At 60.7% G+C, this 15,178-nt stretch carries 15 protein-coding genes; 7 read left to right on the plus strand and 8 right to left on the minus strand.

Annotated elements, in window-relative coordinates:
* Position 1 precedes the first annotated feature (1 nt).
* From ACWNZ1_RS06975 to ACWNZ1_RS06990, 4 genes are all read right to left on the minus strand, one after another.
* Entirely contained in the window at positions 2-871 is an 870-nt protein-coding gene (locus tag ACWNZ1_RS06975) for an ABC transporter permease (protein WP_256452628.1), read from the minus strand.
* A complete protein-coding gene (locus ACWNZ1_RS06980) occupies positions 868-1,809 on the minus strand; it encodes an ABC transporter permease (protein WP_135844867.1) in 942 nt (313 codons plus the stop codon). Before ACWNZ1_RS06980 ends, ACWNZ1_RS06975 begins: the two co-directional genes overlap by 4 nt.
* 11 nt (positions 1,810-1,820) lie before the next feature.
* On the minus strand, positions 1,821-3,389 hold the full coding sequence (locus ACWNZ1_RS06985; protein ID WP_210639338.1) for an ABC transporter substrate-binding protein: 1,569 nt from the start codon (positions 3,387-3,389) through the stop codon (positions 1,821-1,823).
* Between the two features lie 126 nt (positions 3,390-3,515).
* A complete protein-coding gene (locus ACWNZ1_RS06990) occupies positions 3,516-4,382 on the minus strand; it encodes an alpha/beta hydrolase (RefSeq protein WP_339101715.1) in 867 nt (288 codons plus the stop codon).
* 131 nt (positions 4,383-4,513) lie between these two features.
* Between ACWNZ1_RS06990 and ACWNZ1_RS06995 the strand changes: the two genes are divergently transcribed.
* Both ACWNZ1_RS06995 and ACWNZ1_RS07000 read left to right on the plus strand, forming a co-directional pair.
* A complete protein-coding gene (locus ACWNZ1_RS06995) occupies positions 4,514-5,392 on the plus strand; it encodes a LysR family transcriptional regulator (protein WP_135844864.1) in 879 nt (292 codons plus the stop codon).
* A gap of 365 nt (positions 5,393-5,757) precedes the next feature.
* Positions 5,758-6,471 carry a phytanoyl-CoA dioxygenase family protein gene (locus ACWNZ1_RS07000; RefSeq protein ID WP_456027514.1) on the plus strand — a complete coding sequence of 238 codons (714 nt, stop codon included), beginning with the start codon at positions 5,758-5,760 and terminating at the stop codon, positions 6,469-6,471.
* A 2-nt stretch (positions 6,472-6,473) separates the two neighbouring features.
* Here the strand turns inward: ACWNZ1_RS07000 and ACWNZ1_RS07005 are convergent, their stop codons facing one another.
* Positions 6,474-7,049, minus strand: coding sequence for a TetR/AcrR family transcriptional regulator (locus ACWNZ1_RS07005; RefSeq protein WP_265072970.1), 576 nt, complete (start codon positions 7,047-7,049; stop codon positions 6,474-6,476).
* Between the two features lie 147 nt (positions 7,050-7,196).
* Between ACWNZ1_RS07005 and ACWNZ1_RS07010 the strand changes: the two genes are divergently transcribed.
* The 3 genes from ACWNZ1_RS07010 to ACWNZ1_RS07020 all read left to right on the plus strand — a co-directional run bounded on the left by ACWNZ1_RS07010 (position 7,197) and on the right by ACWNZ1_RS07020 (position 10,215).
* Positions 7,197-8,297, plus strand: a complete 1,101-nt coding sequence (locus ACWNZ1_RS07010) for an alkene reductase (RefSeq protein ID WP_456027515.1) — start codon at positions 7,197-7,199, stop codon at positions 8,295-8,297.
* A 71-nt stretch (positions 8,298-8,368) separates the two neighbouring features.
* Entirely contained in the window at positions 8,369-9,157 is a 789-nt protein-coding gene (locus ACWNZ1_RS07015; RefSeq protein WP_256452623.1) for an SDR family NAD(P)-dependent oxidoreductase, read from the plus strand.
* A 59-nt stretch (positions 9,158-9,216) separates the two neighbouring features.
* Complete coding sequence (locus ACWNZ1_RS07020) at positions 9,217-10,215, plus strand: NADP-dependent oxidoreductase (RefSeq protein WP_456027516.1); 999 nt, start codon at positions 9,217-9,219, stop codon at positions 10,213-10,215.
* Between the two features lie 312 nt (positions 10,216-10,527).
* Here ACWNZ1_RS07020 and ACWNZ1_RS07025 read toward each other — a convergent pair whose 3' ends face one another.
* Both ACWNZ1_RS07025 and ACWNZ1_RS07030 read right to left on the minus strand, forming a co-directional pair.
* Positions 10,528-11,214, minus strand: a complete 687-nt coding sequence (locus ACWNZ1_RS07025) for an HD domain-containing protein (protein ID WP_265072968.1) — start codon at positions 11,212-11,214, stop codon at positions 10,528-10,530.
* Positions 11,211-11,819: a TetR/AcrR family transcriptional regulator gene (locus ACWNZ1_RS07030; protein ID WP_456027517.1), complete on the minus strand. Its 609-nt coding sequence runs from the start codon at positions 11,817-11,819 to the stop codon at positions 11,211-11,213. Before ACWNZ1_RS07030 ends, ACWNZ1_RS07025 begins: the two co-directional genes overlap by 4 nt.
* Before the next feature lie 104 nt (positions 11,820-11,923).
* Between ACWNZ1_RS07030 and ACWNZ1_RS07035 the strand changes: the two genes are divergently transcribed.
* Positions 11,924-13,438 (plus strand): 2OG-Fe(II) oxygenase, encoded by a 1,515-nt coding sequence (locus ACWNZ1_RS07035; RefSeq protein WP_456027518.1) that lies wholly within the window; start codon positions 11,924-11,926, stop codon positions 13,436-13,438.
* A gap of 137 nt (positions 13,439-13,575) precedes the next feature.
* On the opposite strand, the gene ACWNZ1_RS07040 is transcribed toward ACWNZ1_RS07035, so the two are convergent.
* A complete protein-coding gene (locus ACWNZ1_RS07040; RefSeq protein ID WP_135844855.1) occupies positions 13,576-13,950 on the minus strand; it encodes a tautomerase family protein in 375 nt (124 codons plus the stop codon).
* 107 nt (positions 13,951-14,057) lie between these two features.
* On the opposite strand from ACWNZ1_RS07040, the gene ACWNZ1_RS07045 reads away from it, so the two are divergent.
* Positions 14,058-14,945: a LysR substrate-binding domain-containing protein gene (locus ACWNZ1_RS07045; RefSeq protein WP_135844854.1), complete on the plus strand. Its 888-nt coding sequence runs from the start codon at positions 14,058-14,060 to the stop codon at positions 14,943-14,945.
* The last annotated feature ends 233 nt before the right edge of the window (positions 14,946-15,178 follow it).

The raw sequence follows: 15,178 nt of genomic DNA on the forward strand, positions 1-15,178 counted from the left end.
CTCATTTCCTCATGCGCGGGTCGAGACGATCACGCAAGGCATCGCCGAACAGATTGATAGCCAGCAACGTCAGGCTGATAAAAATGCCCGGGAAGATCCCCAGCCACGGCGCCGTCGAGATGTAGGTGCGGCTCGCCGAGAGCATGCTGCCCCAGGTCGCGGCCGGCGGCGGAACGCCCAGCCCCAGGAAACTCAGCGCACTCTCCGAGAGCAATGCCCAGCCGAACATGCTCGTGCCCAGCACACACAGCGGCGCCAGGCAGTTGGGGGTGATATGGCGGAACATGGTGTACAACTCGGAGTTGCCGATCACCCGAGAGGCCTCGATGAACTCCAGCTCGCGCAACGACAACACACTGCCCCGCACTACCCGCACCACTGACGGGGTATAGGCAACGCCCAGGGCGAGCACGATGCCGTACTGGCTGGCACCAATGATCGCCATGATGCCCAGGGCCATGAGAATGCCCGGAAACGCCAGCAGAGCATCGTTGAACATCATCAGCACGCGGTCGGTCCAGCCGCGCAGGTAACCGGCAAGCATGCCGATTACCGTGCCGCAGATAACCGCCACGCTCACCGAGAGCAGGCTGATCCACAGGCTGGTGCGTGCACCAATGATCAGTCGACTGAACACGTCACGGCCGAATTCATCGGTACCCAGCCAGTGCGCAGCATTTGGCGCGTGCAGGCGCGACAACAGGTCCAACTTGAGCGGGTCATAAGGTGTCCACACCACACCGAGCAATGCCAGCAATACCAGTGCCGCGAGTAAGCTGCCGCCGATCAACACATTCAACGGCGGGTAACGCCAGGCACGTCGAGGCTGGGTATCCAGCCCTGTCGGCAAGGCAGGAGTCTTGAGGTTCATAGCTTCACCCTAGGATCGAACAGCGGATACAACAGATCCACCAACAGGTTGACCAACACGTAGATGCAGGTGACCAGCAGCAGGCAACCCTGCAGCACCGGGTAGTCACGGGAGAAGATCGCATCGACCATCAAGCGACCAATACCGGGCAAGGTGAATACGGTTTCCAGTACCGCAATGCCGCCGAGCAAATTGCCGAGAATCAGGCCAATCAAGGTCCAGGTGGGCGCAAACGCGTTGCGCAGAGCGTGTTTCCACAGCACCGCCCCCTCCGACAACCCCTTGGCCCGGGCATGGGCGATGTACTCCAGGCGCAGCACTTCGATGGTGCTGGCCCGCGCCATTCGCGCAATGGCGCCGAACTCCACCAGGGTCAGGGTGATGATCGGCAGCACCACATAGGTCAACGCTTTCATCGGGTCGCTGGCAAAGCCGACGTAACCGATCACCGGCAACCAGCCGAGCTGAATGCCAAACACATAGAGCAGCAACAGGCCCAACCAGAAACTCGGCACCGACAGCAGCAACGTCGCCGTAGCCACCAGGCCCAAATCCAGCGCACTGTTTTGCTTCCAGGCCGCGAGCAACCCCACCGGCACCGCGAGCAGGGTCGCCAGTAACACCGCCACGAGTACTACTGTGGCACTGACGCTGAATCGTTCGATCAGCAACTCCAATACCGGCTGGCGGCTGCTGATGGACATCCCGAGATCGCCACTGAGCACCGACTTGATCCAGATCAGGTACTGGGTCACCACCGAATGGTCCAACCCCAGGCTGCCGCGCATGTCGGCAAGGCTTTTCGGGTCGGCCATGTCGCCCAGCATCAACAACGCCGGGTCGCCGGGGATCAGGCGAATCAAGGCAAATACAATCACCGAGATCAACAGAAGGGTCGGCACCGCCATGCCGAGCCTGTGCAATATGAATCGAAACATAGCGGTACGCCTTACTTGGAAGTGTCGGCCAGCTTCACGCCCCACAGGCGCGGTTTGGCAACGGGCCAGGAGCGATAACCTTCAACGCGCTTGCCCATGGCGCCGATGGCGGTACCGTTGTAGATGACCACCATCGGTACATCCTTGAGCATCAAGGTGTGTAGCTTGTCGAACAGCGGCTGGCGCTTGGCGGGGTCAACCTCACGCTGGGCCTCGCGCAAGATTGCCAAGGCTTCGGGGTTGTCCCAGACCTTGCGCGGCTCCTTCTGTTTGTCGCCGATCACTGATTCGTAGCTCTGCGCCGCATCGAAACGCCCCGAATAGGAGAAGGACATCATCTGGTAACTGCCGGTCTGGTAGCGTTCCAGCTGCGTGCCCCACTCCAGGGTCTCCATCTCGATATTCAGCCCCGCCGCCTGAGTCATGGCCTGGCTGAGCAAACCCATGTCGAACATCTGCGGGTAGCGCTTGTTGACCAGCATGCGGATTTTTTCGCCGCCGTAACCGGCCTCTTTCAACAGGCGCCGGGCCTCATCGAGGTTGTAGGTGTAGCCCTGGCGCGCGGTGTCGTCGTAGTACGGGCTGGCGGTGGGGATCACCGAGTTGTTGACTACCGACAAGCCATCGGACAAGGCCGCCACCATCTGTGCGTAATCCAGGGACAACGCCACCGCGCGACGAATGCGCACGTCCTTGAGCAACGGGTCACGGGTCTGGAACAACAGGCCGCTGATGGTCATGATCGGGCTGACCTGGATCTGCAGATTCTTGACCTGCTTGAGCTGTGCGGCGTCCATCGCCGTCACGTCCGGCAGCAGGTCGACGCCACCCGAGAGCAGCGCGGCCTTGGCCGAGGCCGAATCGGGGATCACCTCAAAACGCACCTTGTCGACAAACGCCTGCTTGTTGCCGGTGTACCCGTCCGCCTCGGCCTCGGCACGCGGCGTGTATCCCTTGAAACGATCCAGTTCGACGTACTGGCCCTTCTGCCATTTGCCCAGGGTGAACGGCCCGGTGCCAATCGGTGCACGCCAACTGCCATCGGCGGCCAGGGAGTCCGGGTGCAGGATGCCGCTGCCGGCACAATCCGGGCGTGCCATCGCGGCGAGAAACAAGCCGTTGGCCTGGTCCAGCGTGAACACCACGGTTTTCGGGTCAGGGGTGGCGACGTCGACAATCTTGGCTGCGCCACGCCCGTCGAACTCCGCCAGGCAACGCCACTGGGTCTTGGGGTCCAGGTAGCGCTGCCAGGTCCATTGCACATCCTTGGCCGTCAACAATTGGCCATTCTGGAAGTGCACGCCGTCTCGCAGGCTGAAGGTGTAGCGCAAGCCGTCCGGCGAGACAGCGACTGCACTGGCCAGCATCGGCGCGATGCTGGTGTCTTCGCGATACGCCACCAGCCCTTCGACGATATGCATCATCACCGCATCGGTATTGTCGTCACGGTTGACGCCCGGGTCGGTGCTGCGGATATCACCATTGAGACCAACGCTGATGACCTTGTCTTGCGCGACGGCCATGGAAAAGGTGCACGCCGACATCGCGACGGCCAGTGCCGTCTTTACGTAACTATTCACGGGAGAAAGACTCCTTGAAGAAATTTTCCGGTCAGTGGCGGGGGCCAAGGCAGGACCGACATCAGAATGAGTGAATCCTTGGTTATTGTTGTACGGCCTGTTCTGAGTGCATCTACCAGCGGTGTATCAGCCGAGGCTGCGCTTGCGGCGCAATACCCTGGCGAAGAAGTCCTGGGCAGCCGGCATGGCCTTGATGCCCTGGTGCGCGACGTTGGGCAACAGGTCGAAGTGCACTTGCACGCCGGCGGCTTCGAAACTCGCTTTCAAGCTGGCCAGGCGCTCCGGACGCGTGCGTCCGGCAGCGTTCGCACCGGCCATGTAGTGTTTGCCCCCTTCACGGTGGGTGATTTCCCAGGTTTCGAGGTCTGAATCGCCGACCACCATGTGCACCGGCAGTTGCTGCAAGGCCTGCAGGTTCAATGGTTTGCCAAAGCGCGTCGCGAAGTCCCGCACGCCGACCCACCAGTCCTGCTCGAAATCCAGCAAGGTTACCGAACCCGGCGCACCGATGGACGCCGCCCAGAGTTTCTCGGGGTGCAGGTAGCAGAACCGGTGGGTGAATTGTCCGCCGCCGGAATAGCCGAACAGCGCAAAGGTATCGAAGCGACGATCGTAGCGCTTGCCGACGCTGGCGATCATGTCGAGCAATACTTGGTCGTAACGGATATCGCCCTCGACCAGTTGCTTGTAGCCATCGCCGTTGCTGTCACCCAGCACGCCGACCGGGAACAGTGGCGACAGGATCACACAATCGTTCCAGCGGCCAAACTCCGCGAAGCCATTGCGATAAATCTCCATCGCACGGGTCGAGCCGTGCAGCGACACCACCAGATCCACTGGCCGGGAGCTGTCCTCGATGGTTTCGGGCACATAGAGGGTGTAGGCAAAACGGCTGTCCTCGTGATGCGAGTACACCGTGGTAGCGCCGAGGTGGTACACGTTTTTGGCCGCGCGCAAGGCCGCGTCGATGGGGTTGGTATCTGAATTGCTCATGTGGAAAGTTCGCCGAATCAGTTCGGACTTGAGTATTGGTCGGGCGCTATAAAAAGAAAAACTAATTAAACTTTATCCAGAACAAACAAAACCTTTACGATCAAGTTCTACCCATGGCTGCGAGTTGATCCATGAGCAACATTCGTTTTTTCAAGACGTTTATCGCCGTCGCCGAGTACGGCAGCTTTGCCGCCGCTGCCGACCGCGTGGCATTGACCAACGCCGCCGTCGGCCAACAAATGCGCGCACTCGAAGAGGAAATGCGCCGGCCGCTGTTCGACCGCAGCCAGCGGCAAATCAAGCTGAGCCGCGATGGTGTGTTATTGCTGCCCAAGGCCAAGCGTCTGCTGGCGGACTACGAGCAAATGATCGCCGAAGCCCCCGACGGCGAGGCCATGGAGGGCGAAGTGTCGATCGGCGGCATTACCTCTGGCATGGGCCTGCTCGCCAATTGCCTGGTGCAACTGAAAAAACTACACCCCAAGATATCGGTCAACCTGATGACCGCCCGCTCCGACGAAGTGGTCAACCTGGTGCAGGCCGCCAAACTCGACGCCGCGCTGCTGATCGAGACTGCGCGGCAAAACTTCGATGGCATGAGTTGGACCCTGCTCTACAACGAACCGATCGTCATGCTCGCCAATGCCACCCAGACCGCCGGCATCGACGACGCCGTGGAGTTGTTGAGAACCCAGCCGTTTATTCGCTACGACAGGTCCACGGCGGTGGGTCGCAAGGTGCAGTCGATCATCAAGAGTGAATCGGTCGAACCGCTGGAGATCCTGGAACTGAACTCGATCATCGGAATCGCCGATCTGGTGCGCCAGCAAGTCGGGGTGGCGATTGTGCCGCTGCTGAAAAATTTCGACTGGCACAAAGACCCAAGCCTGCGGGTGCTGCCGTTGCCGGGCGACCTGGCAGTACGCCGGGTGGGGATATTGGAACAAGGCACCAAAAGTGCGATTACAGGGGAAATCCGCAAGTTGCTGATGTCGGCGGTGGCAACGTAACCCTTCCCTTAGCGCGGTTCATTAGTGTCTGTCATCGGGAAAGGCCGTGAACTGCGCCCCTGCCTCTCTGGAAGGACTTCCGGGTTTGTCTCCTGGTTCCAATCTTGCGTATCACCTGGTGGTTTCGGGCATTCCGATTTGAAGCTTGCGATCATCCCTGCCCTCAACCAGCCAATGCTCGATGGTGCGCGTTACGCTCGACCGAGATGATTTCGAGGGCTTTTATGACGGCCGGATGCATTCTGGTTCCTGTTCAGAAGGTTGCACAGCGATCAGTTTGCCAGAGTGAGGAAACAGATTGGTTTTCATCTACATTGGTTTGAAGACTAGCGTTCCAAAGTCCGCACAAGGAAGTCGAGAAAACCATGACCGACCGCAAGCAACTCCATCGAGACGGCTATGCCCTGCTCCGTCGAGCGATCCCGCCCGAGTGGCTTGGTGACCTGCGTGCCGTGTTCGATGCCGGTGTAAGGCCGTCAGATCAGTGGCCGGTGCCACGTGGCATGGACTGGCGTTATTCGATGTTGGACGATGATGCGAAAGTCCAAGCTGTGTGTCGCCTGCCCCAGGTGCTGGCGGTGGCGGGTGAGTTGATCGGGGAGCGGTTCTTTCTGTCTCAGGTGGAGGGGCGCGAACCTCTTGCCGGTGGCGGCCATCAACAGTTGCACCGCGATTTGTCGGCCCAACGGCCAGGCGACATCGCCATGGCCCTGGCTTTTTTCGACGATTATGGCCCCGAGAACGGTGCGACACGTATCGTCCCCGGCAGCCATCGCCCCGAGCCGGGCGAGCAGCCATTCGACTTCACCAACGAGTCACGCTCCGTAGAGCTTTCAGGCCGCGCCGGTGACATCCTGGTGTTCGATGTGGACTTGGTGCATGCGGGCAGTCTGAACTTGATCGGCGCGCGACGGCGCTCGATTCTGATCGGCTATTTTTCGGAACCGCTATACGCATCACACCTGGAAACCGTGGGCCTGCGTAATGTTCGTATGGATACGAGTGAACGCTTCGAGCCTTTGGATTCTGGCTTCGGGAAAGCGGGCATTCCTGCGACATCCGTCCCCCCCTACGACTGAATCTACGATCGAATAGACAGTGATGCGGTCATTTGCGCGTGACACACCGCCAGAATTTCATCGGCCAGCGCCGAGTCGTCCGGACAGGAGCGCGAGAGCATGATCGCGCCGACCGCGCGCGCCAGCAGGTCGATCATTTTCACCCTCGCCTCACCCGGCGCCGCCTCCGGCCCGGTCGGGTATTTTTCGCCGAGGGTTTGCAACATGCGCTCGATGCCTTCAGCGAAGGCCGACTTCAAATCGCCCGACTGACGTGCCGCGTCACCGCACAACGCGGCCATGGTGCAACCCGTGGCGCGCCCATCGCGATGGTCCCGTGACACATACACATCAATGAAGTCCTTCACGCTCAATGCTTCGGCGCCGATCAGTGACTGCTCAAGGCTTTTCGCCGCGGCCTCGGCCATCAGGTCAGCCTTCGAACCGAAATGTTTGTAGAAACCACCATGGGTGAAACCGGCGGCGGCCATCAGGTCGGCCACGCCGACCCCATCAAAACCGCGCTCGCGAAACACGACTGAGGCGGTTTCGACGATGTGCTCCCGATTTGCCTGGGCCTGAGCCTTGGACACTCGCATGTTTCGATACCTCGCTACCGCTGGAAATTCATCGGCTGATGATACATGGATGTCGATCATAATCAAAACCGTTGACAGCTTAGATTTCGATCATCATCCTAATCACCAACGATCTGACCCATTACCAACGGACACGGAACACCCTCCATGAGCGACCTGAATCTGTTTACCCCTTACACCCTTGGCGCCCTGACGCTGTCGAACCGCGTGGTTCTCGCTCCCCTGACGCGTAATCGCGCCGGCAAAGGCTTTGTGCCGAGTGAGTTTGCTGCTGCTTACTACAGCCAGCGGGCCAGCGCGGGCTTGCTGATTTGCGAAGCCACGCAGATCTCGCAGCAGGGCCAGGGCTATCAGGACACCCCGGGCATTTACACGCAGCCGCAGATAGAGGGATGGCGCAAGGTGACCGATGCCGTGCACGTCAAGGGCGGGAAAATTTTCCTGCAGCTGTGGCATGTGGGCCGTGTTTCCCACGTGGATCTGCAGCCCCAAGGCGCGGCGCCGGTAGCCCCGTCCGCGCTTCGTCCCGCGACCAAGGTGTTCGTCAACAATCGCTTCGAGGACGTTTCCGAGCCGCGAGCGCTGGAAACTGACGAACTGCCGGGCATCGTCAACGATTTCCGCCAGGCGGCGGCAAACGCCATTGCCGCCGGCTTCGACGGCGTGGAAATCCACGGTGCAAACGGCTATTTGCTGGACCAGTTCATCAAGGACGGCGCCAACCTGCGTACTGATGCCTACGGCGGCTCGATCGCAAACCGTGCGCGCCTGCTGCTGGAGGTGACGGCTGCGGTGGTCGCCGTGATTGGTGCTGATCGCACGGGCCTTCGCCTTTCGCCAGTCTCGCCGGCCAATGGTGTATCGAGCAGTGATCCACAGGCTCAGTTCGATTACATCGTCGACCAACTCAATGCTCTGGACATCGTTTATCTGCACGTCGTCGAAGGTGCGACCGGTGGCCCACGCGACGTGGCGCCCTTTGATTTCGATGCCTTGCGCCAACGCTTCAAGAACACGTACATCGCCAACAACGGTTATGACCTGGACCTGGCCACGGCACGCCTTGCGCAAGACAAGGCCGACCTGATCGCCTTTGGCCGTCCGTTTATCGGCAACCCTGATCTGGTGGAGCGGCTCAAGGCCGGTGCGCCACTGTCCGCCTTTGACCCTTCCACGCTCTACGGCGGCGGCGCGGCGGGATACATCGACTACCCGACGCTTGCCGAATCAAGCGCTGCCGCGAACTAGGCACTGGTTGATCGAGCCTGGTTTATTCGTGCATCAATCCCCATTCATCTTTCCGAAAAAGAGCTGACATCATGACTACTCGCCCTACCGTTCTCATCACTGGCGCGTCCACCGGCATCGGCGCAGTCTACGCCGAGCGTTTCGCCCAACGTGGACATGATCTGGTGTTGGTCGCCCGCGACCACTCGCGCCTGGAAACGCTCGCCGCGAAGTTGCGTGACGAGCACAACGTCGCCGTTGAAGTGCTTCAGGCCGACCTGACTCAACTCAGCGACCTGTACACCATCGAAACGCGTCTGCGGGATGACGCGCGCATCGGCATCCTCGTCAACAATGCCGGCGCCGCACAGTCTGGCAACTTCATCGAGCAAAGCACCGACAGCGTTGCGCAGCTGGTGGCCCTTAACACCACCGCACTGGTGCGACTCGCCAGCGCCATCGCGCCTCGCCTGGCCAAAGCAGGTGAAGGCGCGATCATCAACATCGGTTCGGTGGTGGGTCTGGCGCCTGAGTTCGGCATGTCGGTCTATGGGGCGACCAAGGCGTTTGTGCTGTTCCTGTCCCAAGGCCTGAGCCTGGAACTTTCGCCCCTGGGTGTTTACGTGCAAGCCGTACTGCCCGCCGCCACCCGCACGGAGATCTGGGATCGCGCCGGTATCGACATCAACACCTTGAACGACATCATGGAAGTGGGTGATCTGGTCGATGCCGCACTGGTGGGCTTCGACCGTCGCGAACCGGTGACCATTCCTCCGCTGCATGAAGGCGAGCGTTGGGATGCCCTGCAAACCGCGCGTCAGGGGCTTTTGTCGCAGATCAGGCAGTCCGCCGTGGCCCAACGCTATTTGACTCAAGGCTGACCCAGGTCGAGCAGGCCGGCCTCGCCCATTCTCATTCCACCGACAAGAGCAGCTGCAACATGAAGGCATTTTTTATCGACCGCTACGGCAAGCAGAACGGAGTGATTGGCGAAGTGCCCGACCCCGCGGTCGGTGTACATGACGTTCTGATCCAGGTGCATGCAACGAGCGTGAACCCCTTGGACTCGAAGATCAGAACAGGAGAATTCAAACTGATCCTGCCCTATACGTTTCCATTGGTATTGGGTAATGACCTGGCCGGAGTGGTGGTTCGCACGGGTTCGGCGGTGAAGCGATTCAAGCCAGGAGACGAAGTCTACGCACGCCCTCCCGAGGCACGGATCGGGACGTTTGCTGAACTGATCGCCGTGGACGAAAACGCGCTTGCGCTGAAACCCTCGAATCTCGATATGGCCGAAGCGGCGTCCATCCCCTTGGCCGTCTTGACGGCCTGGCAAGCGCTGGTTGAGACCGCCCAGGTGAAAAAAGGCCAGAAGGTGTTAATTCATGCCGGATCCGGCGGAGTCGGCACGCTGGCCATCCAGCTCGCCAAACACCTCGGCGCCTTCGTTGCGACCACCACCAGCACGGCGAATGTCGAATGGGTGAAAGCACTCGGGGCGGATGTGGTCATCGATTACAAACAGCAGGATTTTGCCAACGAGTTACGTGATTACGATGTGGTGTTGAACAGCCTCGGCGCCGATGTACTGGAGAAATCGATCAAGGTTCTCAAGCCCGGCGGACAGCTCATTTCCCTTTCAGGGCCGCCGACCGCGCAGTTTGCCCAAGAGCAAGGCTTGTCCTGGGTACTGGGGCAAGTCATGCGCCTGCTGAGCAGCGGTATTCGCAGAAAGGCCCGCAAACATGGGGTGAGCTATGCATTTTTGTTTATGCGTGCCAACGGAGTGCAACTGCAAAAAATCACCTCGCTTATCGAGGCTGGCGTCATCAAACCGGTCATTGATCGTTCCTTCCCCTTTGTATCGACCGCAGAGGCGTTGCGATACGTCGAGCAGGGCAGGTCAAAAGGCAAAGTCACCATAACAATCCAATAAGCGCACCACAAAAGATGTCAGTAGATAACGAGCATGCCGACCCGTATCAGACTCCAACGCCCGAACCCGAGGAGCCGCCACCGCACAACGGGCCCACACAAAAGCAGCTGGAACCAGAAGATGCGCCGGTAGAAAAGCCGGTGATCCTTTGGCGTAGCTTGATGCTTGAGCAGTAACGAGAAAGGCTGCCGTGACAGACATCTCGGATGGCCTTGCTGTTGTCTTTTCGGAAGTTCGCGATGGTCTTGAGGCCCGTTATCGTGGCCAAGCACCGGCAAAGGAGAATACCCCTTCGCCGCTTGAATCCGCCCCTCAGTCGAGGCGATCGATGGCGCGTGCAAGATTTACGCGTGCCTGCTGCTCGAATGCGTCGAAGTACGGTGCGGTCGTATAGATGCGCCCGCGCGCCAGGAAGCCCTCCAGTACCTGGCGCCGCTTTCGGCGGTACACAAACTGAGGCACATACTGGTACTCGCGGCGGACTTGTTGGTCGTATTCCTCGAATCGCTCGAACGATGCCCCAAGGATCGCCAGATCCGTGTCCACCAACACCGCTTCGTCTGCCGACGCCGGAGCGCCGTCGTGTCGCGTCACCATGACCAGGTCGTAAAGCCTGCGTCGTGTTTCATCGCCGAGGCCGCTATTGCGCGCCACGTCGTCCAACCATTGCGCACTGCGCAGCTCGTTGTCGCTGCGAAGGGGCTCGTAGATCGCGTCATGGAACCATAGCGCGAGATCGACTTCAGCGGGAGCCTGGCAGGCAGCGTTGACGAATCGGCGCACCTGGAGGCATTCCTCTAAATGCTGGCGGTTGTGATACGCACGGTGCGGCTCGCAGTAGTGTCGAATGAGTTCTTCGTACGTCTCGCGCGACGCACAGCTGACGCCAAGCTCCGCCCAGACGCGCTCCCAGGCGGCGAAACCCACGCCATCAGGCACCTCGAGGTCGCCGTTTGCGCTGGCCGGGAATCGGCCGCTCCCGTCCGACTGGCCCGTCATCGCTCCTCCTCCGCCTCAATGTAGCGTTCCACCCAGGCGATCAGTGTCGGTGCGGCGAAGGCCGTCGGCAGCAGCGGCCGCGCCGTGGTGGACAGGGTGAACGCGCCCTGGATGAAGCATGTGACGCCAGCGACGAAGGAGTCGAGCCGCCGGGCACGACGTCCGCATTCGGCGAATCGCTGCCGGAGCAGGCCTTTCAGGAGCTTCATCTGCGCCGCTAGTGCCGCCTGATAGACCTCGCGCACGTCAGGGTCGTGCGCCGACTGCTCGCCGATCATCACCCACGCCGCGACCGCATCGGGCTGCGCGTCCGGGCCGTAGGCAAGGTGGGCTGTAATGTAGGCCTCGAGCTTTTGCTCGGCCGTTTGGGCCGCGGCGGCCCGGGACGCATAACGCTGATGGGCGTAGTCGGCCAGCGAATCGACCAGTGCCACCAAGATCTCGCGCTTGTCCTTGAAGTGATAGTGCACCAGGCCCGGGGCGAGCCCTGCATGCCGGGCGATGGCCGCTATGGTTGCGCCGGCGTAACCGGCCCTTGCCATGACGGCCTGGAGTGCCGCTACGATCTGGCTGCGTCTTTCATCGGTATTCGAGCGTCGTGCCATGTCACTCCCCAATGTTGGTTACAGAACCAGCTTAGCATTGACAGAGGTCTCGCTAAACCCTAGCTTTGCCAATATTGGTCATTTGGCCAACTTTTGAGGCCGCGATGAATTCCTTCGCTGAAACACTGCTGGCGAGAGCGACTGCTCCCTCGGCCACCGTCGAGCTACCGCTTGGTGACGCGGTGCGGTGCGTCCTCGTCCACGGGTTTCTCTCGGCAAGCGAGTGCGCGGCCTTGGTGGAGGCTGCGCAGACGCGCGGGTTCGTCAGCGCAGGGCCTGACTACCCACCCTCCTACCGCGACAATGACCGGATCGTGGTGGACGATCCAACCCTGGCCAGGCGGCTTTTCGAACGCCTTATGCACTGCGTCTCACAGATGCCGGGGCTCGGCGCGGTGGTGAAGGAAGACGACTGGCGCATGGTTGGCGTCAATGAGCGGTTGCGCTTTTGCCGCTACCGGCCCGGCACTCAGTTCCGCGCCCATCAGGACGGTGTACACCATCACCAGCGCACACAGTCGCGCCTGACCTTCATGGTCTATCTGAACGACGATGCATTTAGCGGCGGGGAGACGGTGTTTTTTGAAGGAAGGTCCGCAGCCATGTCGAACCGGGATGCCACGCTCCGCCTGCGTCCCCGCAAGGGCAGCCTGATCGTGTTCGACCACTCGCTCTGGCACGCCGGCGCCCTGGTGGACTCTGGCCAAAAATACGTCATGCGCAGTGATCTGATGTACGAGCCGCAGCATCCCCCGCAGGTCGACGCCCCCTTCCAACCGGACCACAACGGATACATCTGGGCGCTTGCCAGCCTTGGCGACATGGGCTTTGCAAGCGCTGGGCGCGACGCAACCATCCGGCTTTGGGACCACGAGGGCAAGTGTTTTGGCCAGCTCGATGGACACACCCAGTCCGTCCTGGGCCTGGTGGAATCTGCGCCTGGTGAGCTTGTGTCGCATTCGCGCGACCGCACGATCCGGCGCTGGTCCTTGGCGACCGGGAAGTCAACGCTGGTCGGCACGTCGGATTCGGCCGTGCTGTCCTGTGTACGGCTCGACTGTGGCCGCCTCGTGACCGGGGCCGCCGACGGTCGCGTGACGGTCTGGAACCTGGCGACGGGCGCCGCGGACAGGCGCCAGGCCCATGCCTGCTGGATCTGGGCGATCGCACCTTTGAGCCACGGCGGTTTCGCCACCGCATCGGAGGATGGAACGGTCAGGCTGTGGCGGCCCGCGGTGCGGGACTGTGCGCAAGTGATCGATCTGGGCCGCCCCCTGAGAACGCTCGCGAGCTGGATTGACGCCGATGGCAGCGTCATCTTGGCCGCTGGCGACCTTGACGGCAGGGTGCACCTGTTAGCGACCGACCCGATGCTGGAGCACCTGGACTGCCTTGCGGCCCACGACGGGCCGGTCCGGCGCGTGCGATTCGAGGCCCGACACGCGCTGCTGACATGCGGCGAGGATGGGTTCGTAAGCCGGTGGGACCTGCCGTCACGGCAAGGGGCTGTCATCGGGGCGCACGAAAATTTTGCAACCGATGTTCTTCCCACCAGGACCGGTGGCTGGATCAGCTGTGGATACGATGGCCGGATAATTATGCATGGCGCGAAGGCCTAGCGCTCAGGCGGACACCGTCGTGCGCACCGTGTCTGCCGATCGGCCGGCTCAGCTTCCGGCCGAGGCGGTGTAAATGGAAAAGGGGTGGCCGAGTGGGCCTGCAGCGCGATTCTTCACACGCGGCACAGACCCGAAGATTAGTTGCCCCGGCCGCCGCCAAACGACCATTCATCGCTGGCCGTAGTGCTGATCACTACCATTACATCCTCCTCGTTGAGACCTGGCGCACGCCTCAGTTTTTCGACCAGATCACGGTAGAAACGCTGTTTCGTCTCGACGCTTCGAGGACGGCCAGCGGTAATTGTAATCAGCACAAAGTCATGGCTACGCGGTCCACCCAGGTAGTCGGGATCAAATATCAGCTCGCCCACTTCATGCTGGTGAATGACCTGGAAGCGATCGGCCTTCGGCACCTCGAAGCTATCAACCAGGGCGTCGTGCAACCCCTGGGACAACGCCCGTAAATACTCGGCCGATTTCCCCCGGTGCAGTGAAATACGTGAAAACGGCATACCAGTGACTCCCATGGCTAAATCGACAAGGGGAAAACTATCAAGTCGCGACAGTTCCGAATATCAGATCTAATAGAGGCGATCATCCCAAATTAGTGGACCATCCAATGCGCCGCCCGACCTTCGATCTTGATGTATTGCGTACTTTCGTCACGGGCGTGGAGTTCAACAGCTTTGCCAAAGCGGCGGATCGTCTCGGTCGATCGACTTCCGCCGTGAGCGCTCAATTGAAGAAACTTGAGGAGCAGATCGGCACGCCGGTACTGACCAAATCTGGTCGAGGGTTAGTCTTGACGCCCGTAGGTGAATCACTGCTCAGTCATGCCCGTCGATTGCTGGAATTGAACGACGGCATTTTCCAGACCCTGCATGAAAGCCAAACCGCCGGGACAATTCGCCTCGGGCTGCAGGAAGACTTTGGGGAACATTTACTGAGCCAGATTCTCCGACGCTTCGTCCAGGCTTACCCGATGGTGACTCTCGAAGTCCGGATCGCGCGTAACGCCGAATTGCTTGCGCTGGTCGAAAGCGCTGGCCTGGACTTGGCCCTGACGTGGGACACTGGGCAGACGTCGCCCTATGCCACGCGACTGGGCGAAACACAGATGCACTGGATCGGGGCTCGTGACACGCTGGCACTTACCCCTCTTGCTGACTCACCGCTGCCATTGATCATGTTCGACGCGCCTTGCGTGTTGCGTAGCACTGCCACACAGGCGCTGGATGCCGCGCAAGTTCCCTGGCGAATCGCCCTGACCAGCCCCAGCGTCGCTGGCATCTGGGCGGCCGTTGCCGCTGGCTTGGGCCTGACTCTGCGAACTCGCATTGGGCTGCCGAGTCATCTCACCGTCATTTCCGGCTTACCGCCCGTACCAAGCCTCGGCTATGTGCTTCACAGCAGTGAAGAAGACCCGACGCCCGCCGTTAAACAACTGGCCGAGTTGATCAAAACGAGTCTGCAGGAGCAGACGTATGGTTTTGCGGTTGCGCAATAGTTGGAGGCGTCAGATGGCGGTGGCCGCCCCATGCAGGTAAGCCCGCAACCATCGCGCCCACGTCCTGACGGCCTTCCCGCAGGTCCAGCAGCAATAGGCTCGCGCCGCCGTCGCGACCGATAGGCAATAATCCCATTGCGGGGAAGCCGGGCTGAGTTCGCAGTTGCTCCAGTTCAAAGGGGTTGGATTCATACTCTGCGTCCGGATCCAGCCCGTACAGCAGTCAGTGATAT

Source organism: Pseudomonas sp. CFBP 5748, assembly GCF_053850495.1.

Excerpts from the sequence above, each read along its gene's own strand:
- ACWNZ1_RS06975 (WP_256452628.1), bottom strand. The coding sequence starts at position 871 with ATGAACCTCAAGACTCCTGCCTTGCCGACAGGGCTGGATACCCAGCCT.
- ACWNZ1_RS06980 (WP_135844867.1), bottom strand. The coding sequence starts at position 1,809 with ATGTTTCGATTCATATTGCACAGGCTCGGCATGGCGGTGCCGACCCTT.
- ACWNZ1_RS06990 (WP_339101715.1), bottom strand. The coding sequence starts at position 4,382 with ATGAGCAATTCAGATACCAACCCCATCGACGCGGCCTTGCGCGCGGCC.
- ACWNZ1_RS06995 (WP_135844864.1), top strand. The coding sequence starts at position 4,514 with ATGAGCAACATTCGTTTTTTCAAGACGTTTATCGCCGTCGCCGAGTAC.
- ACWNZ1_RS07000 (WP_456027514.1), top strand. The coding sequence starts at position 5,758 with ATGACCGACCGCAAGCAACTCCATCGAGACGGCTATGCCCTGCTCCGT.
- ACWNZ1_RS07005 (WP_265072970.1), bottom strand. The coding sequence starts at position 7,049 with ATGCGAGTGTCCAAGGCTCAGGCCCAGGCAAATCGGGAGCACATCGTC.
- ACWNZ1_RS07010 (WP_456027515.1), top strand. The coding sequence starts at position 7,197 with ATGAGCGACCTGAATCTGTTTACCCCTTACACCCTTGGCGCCCTGACG.
- ACWNZ1_RS07015 (WP_256452623.1), top strand. The coding sequence starts at position 8,369 with ATGACTACTCGCCCTACCGTTCTCATCACTGGCGCGTCCACCGGCATC.
- ACWNZ1_RS07020 (WP_456027516.1), top strand. The coding sequence starts at position 9,217 with ATGAAGGCATTTTTTATCGACCGCTACGGCAAGCAGAACGGAGTGATT.
- ACWNZ1_RS07025 (WP_265072968.1), bottom strand. The coding sequence starts at position 11,214 with ATGACGGGCCAGTCGGACGGGAGCGGCCGATTCCCGGCCAGCGCAAAC.
- ACWNZ1_RS07030 (WP_456027517.1), bottom strand. The coding sequence starts at position 11,819 with ATGGCACGACGCTCGAATACCGATGAAAGACGCAGCCAGATCGTAGCG.
- ACWNZ1_RS07035 (WP_456027518.1), top strand. The coding sequence starts at position 11,924 with ATGAATTCCTTCGCTGAAACACTGCTGGCGAGAGCGACTGCTCCCTCG.
- ACWNZ1_RS07040 (WP_135844855.1), bottom strand. The coding sequence starts at position 13,950 with ATGCCGTTTTCACGTATTTCACTGCACCGGGGGAAATCGGCCGAGTAT.
- ACWNZ1_RS07045 (WP_135844854.1), top strand. The coding sequence starts at position 14,058 with ATGCGCCGCCCGACCTTCGATCTTGATGTATTGCGTACTTTCGTCACG.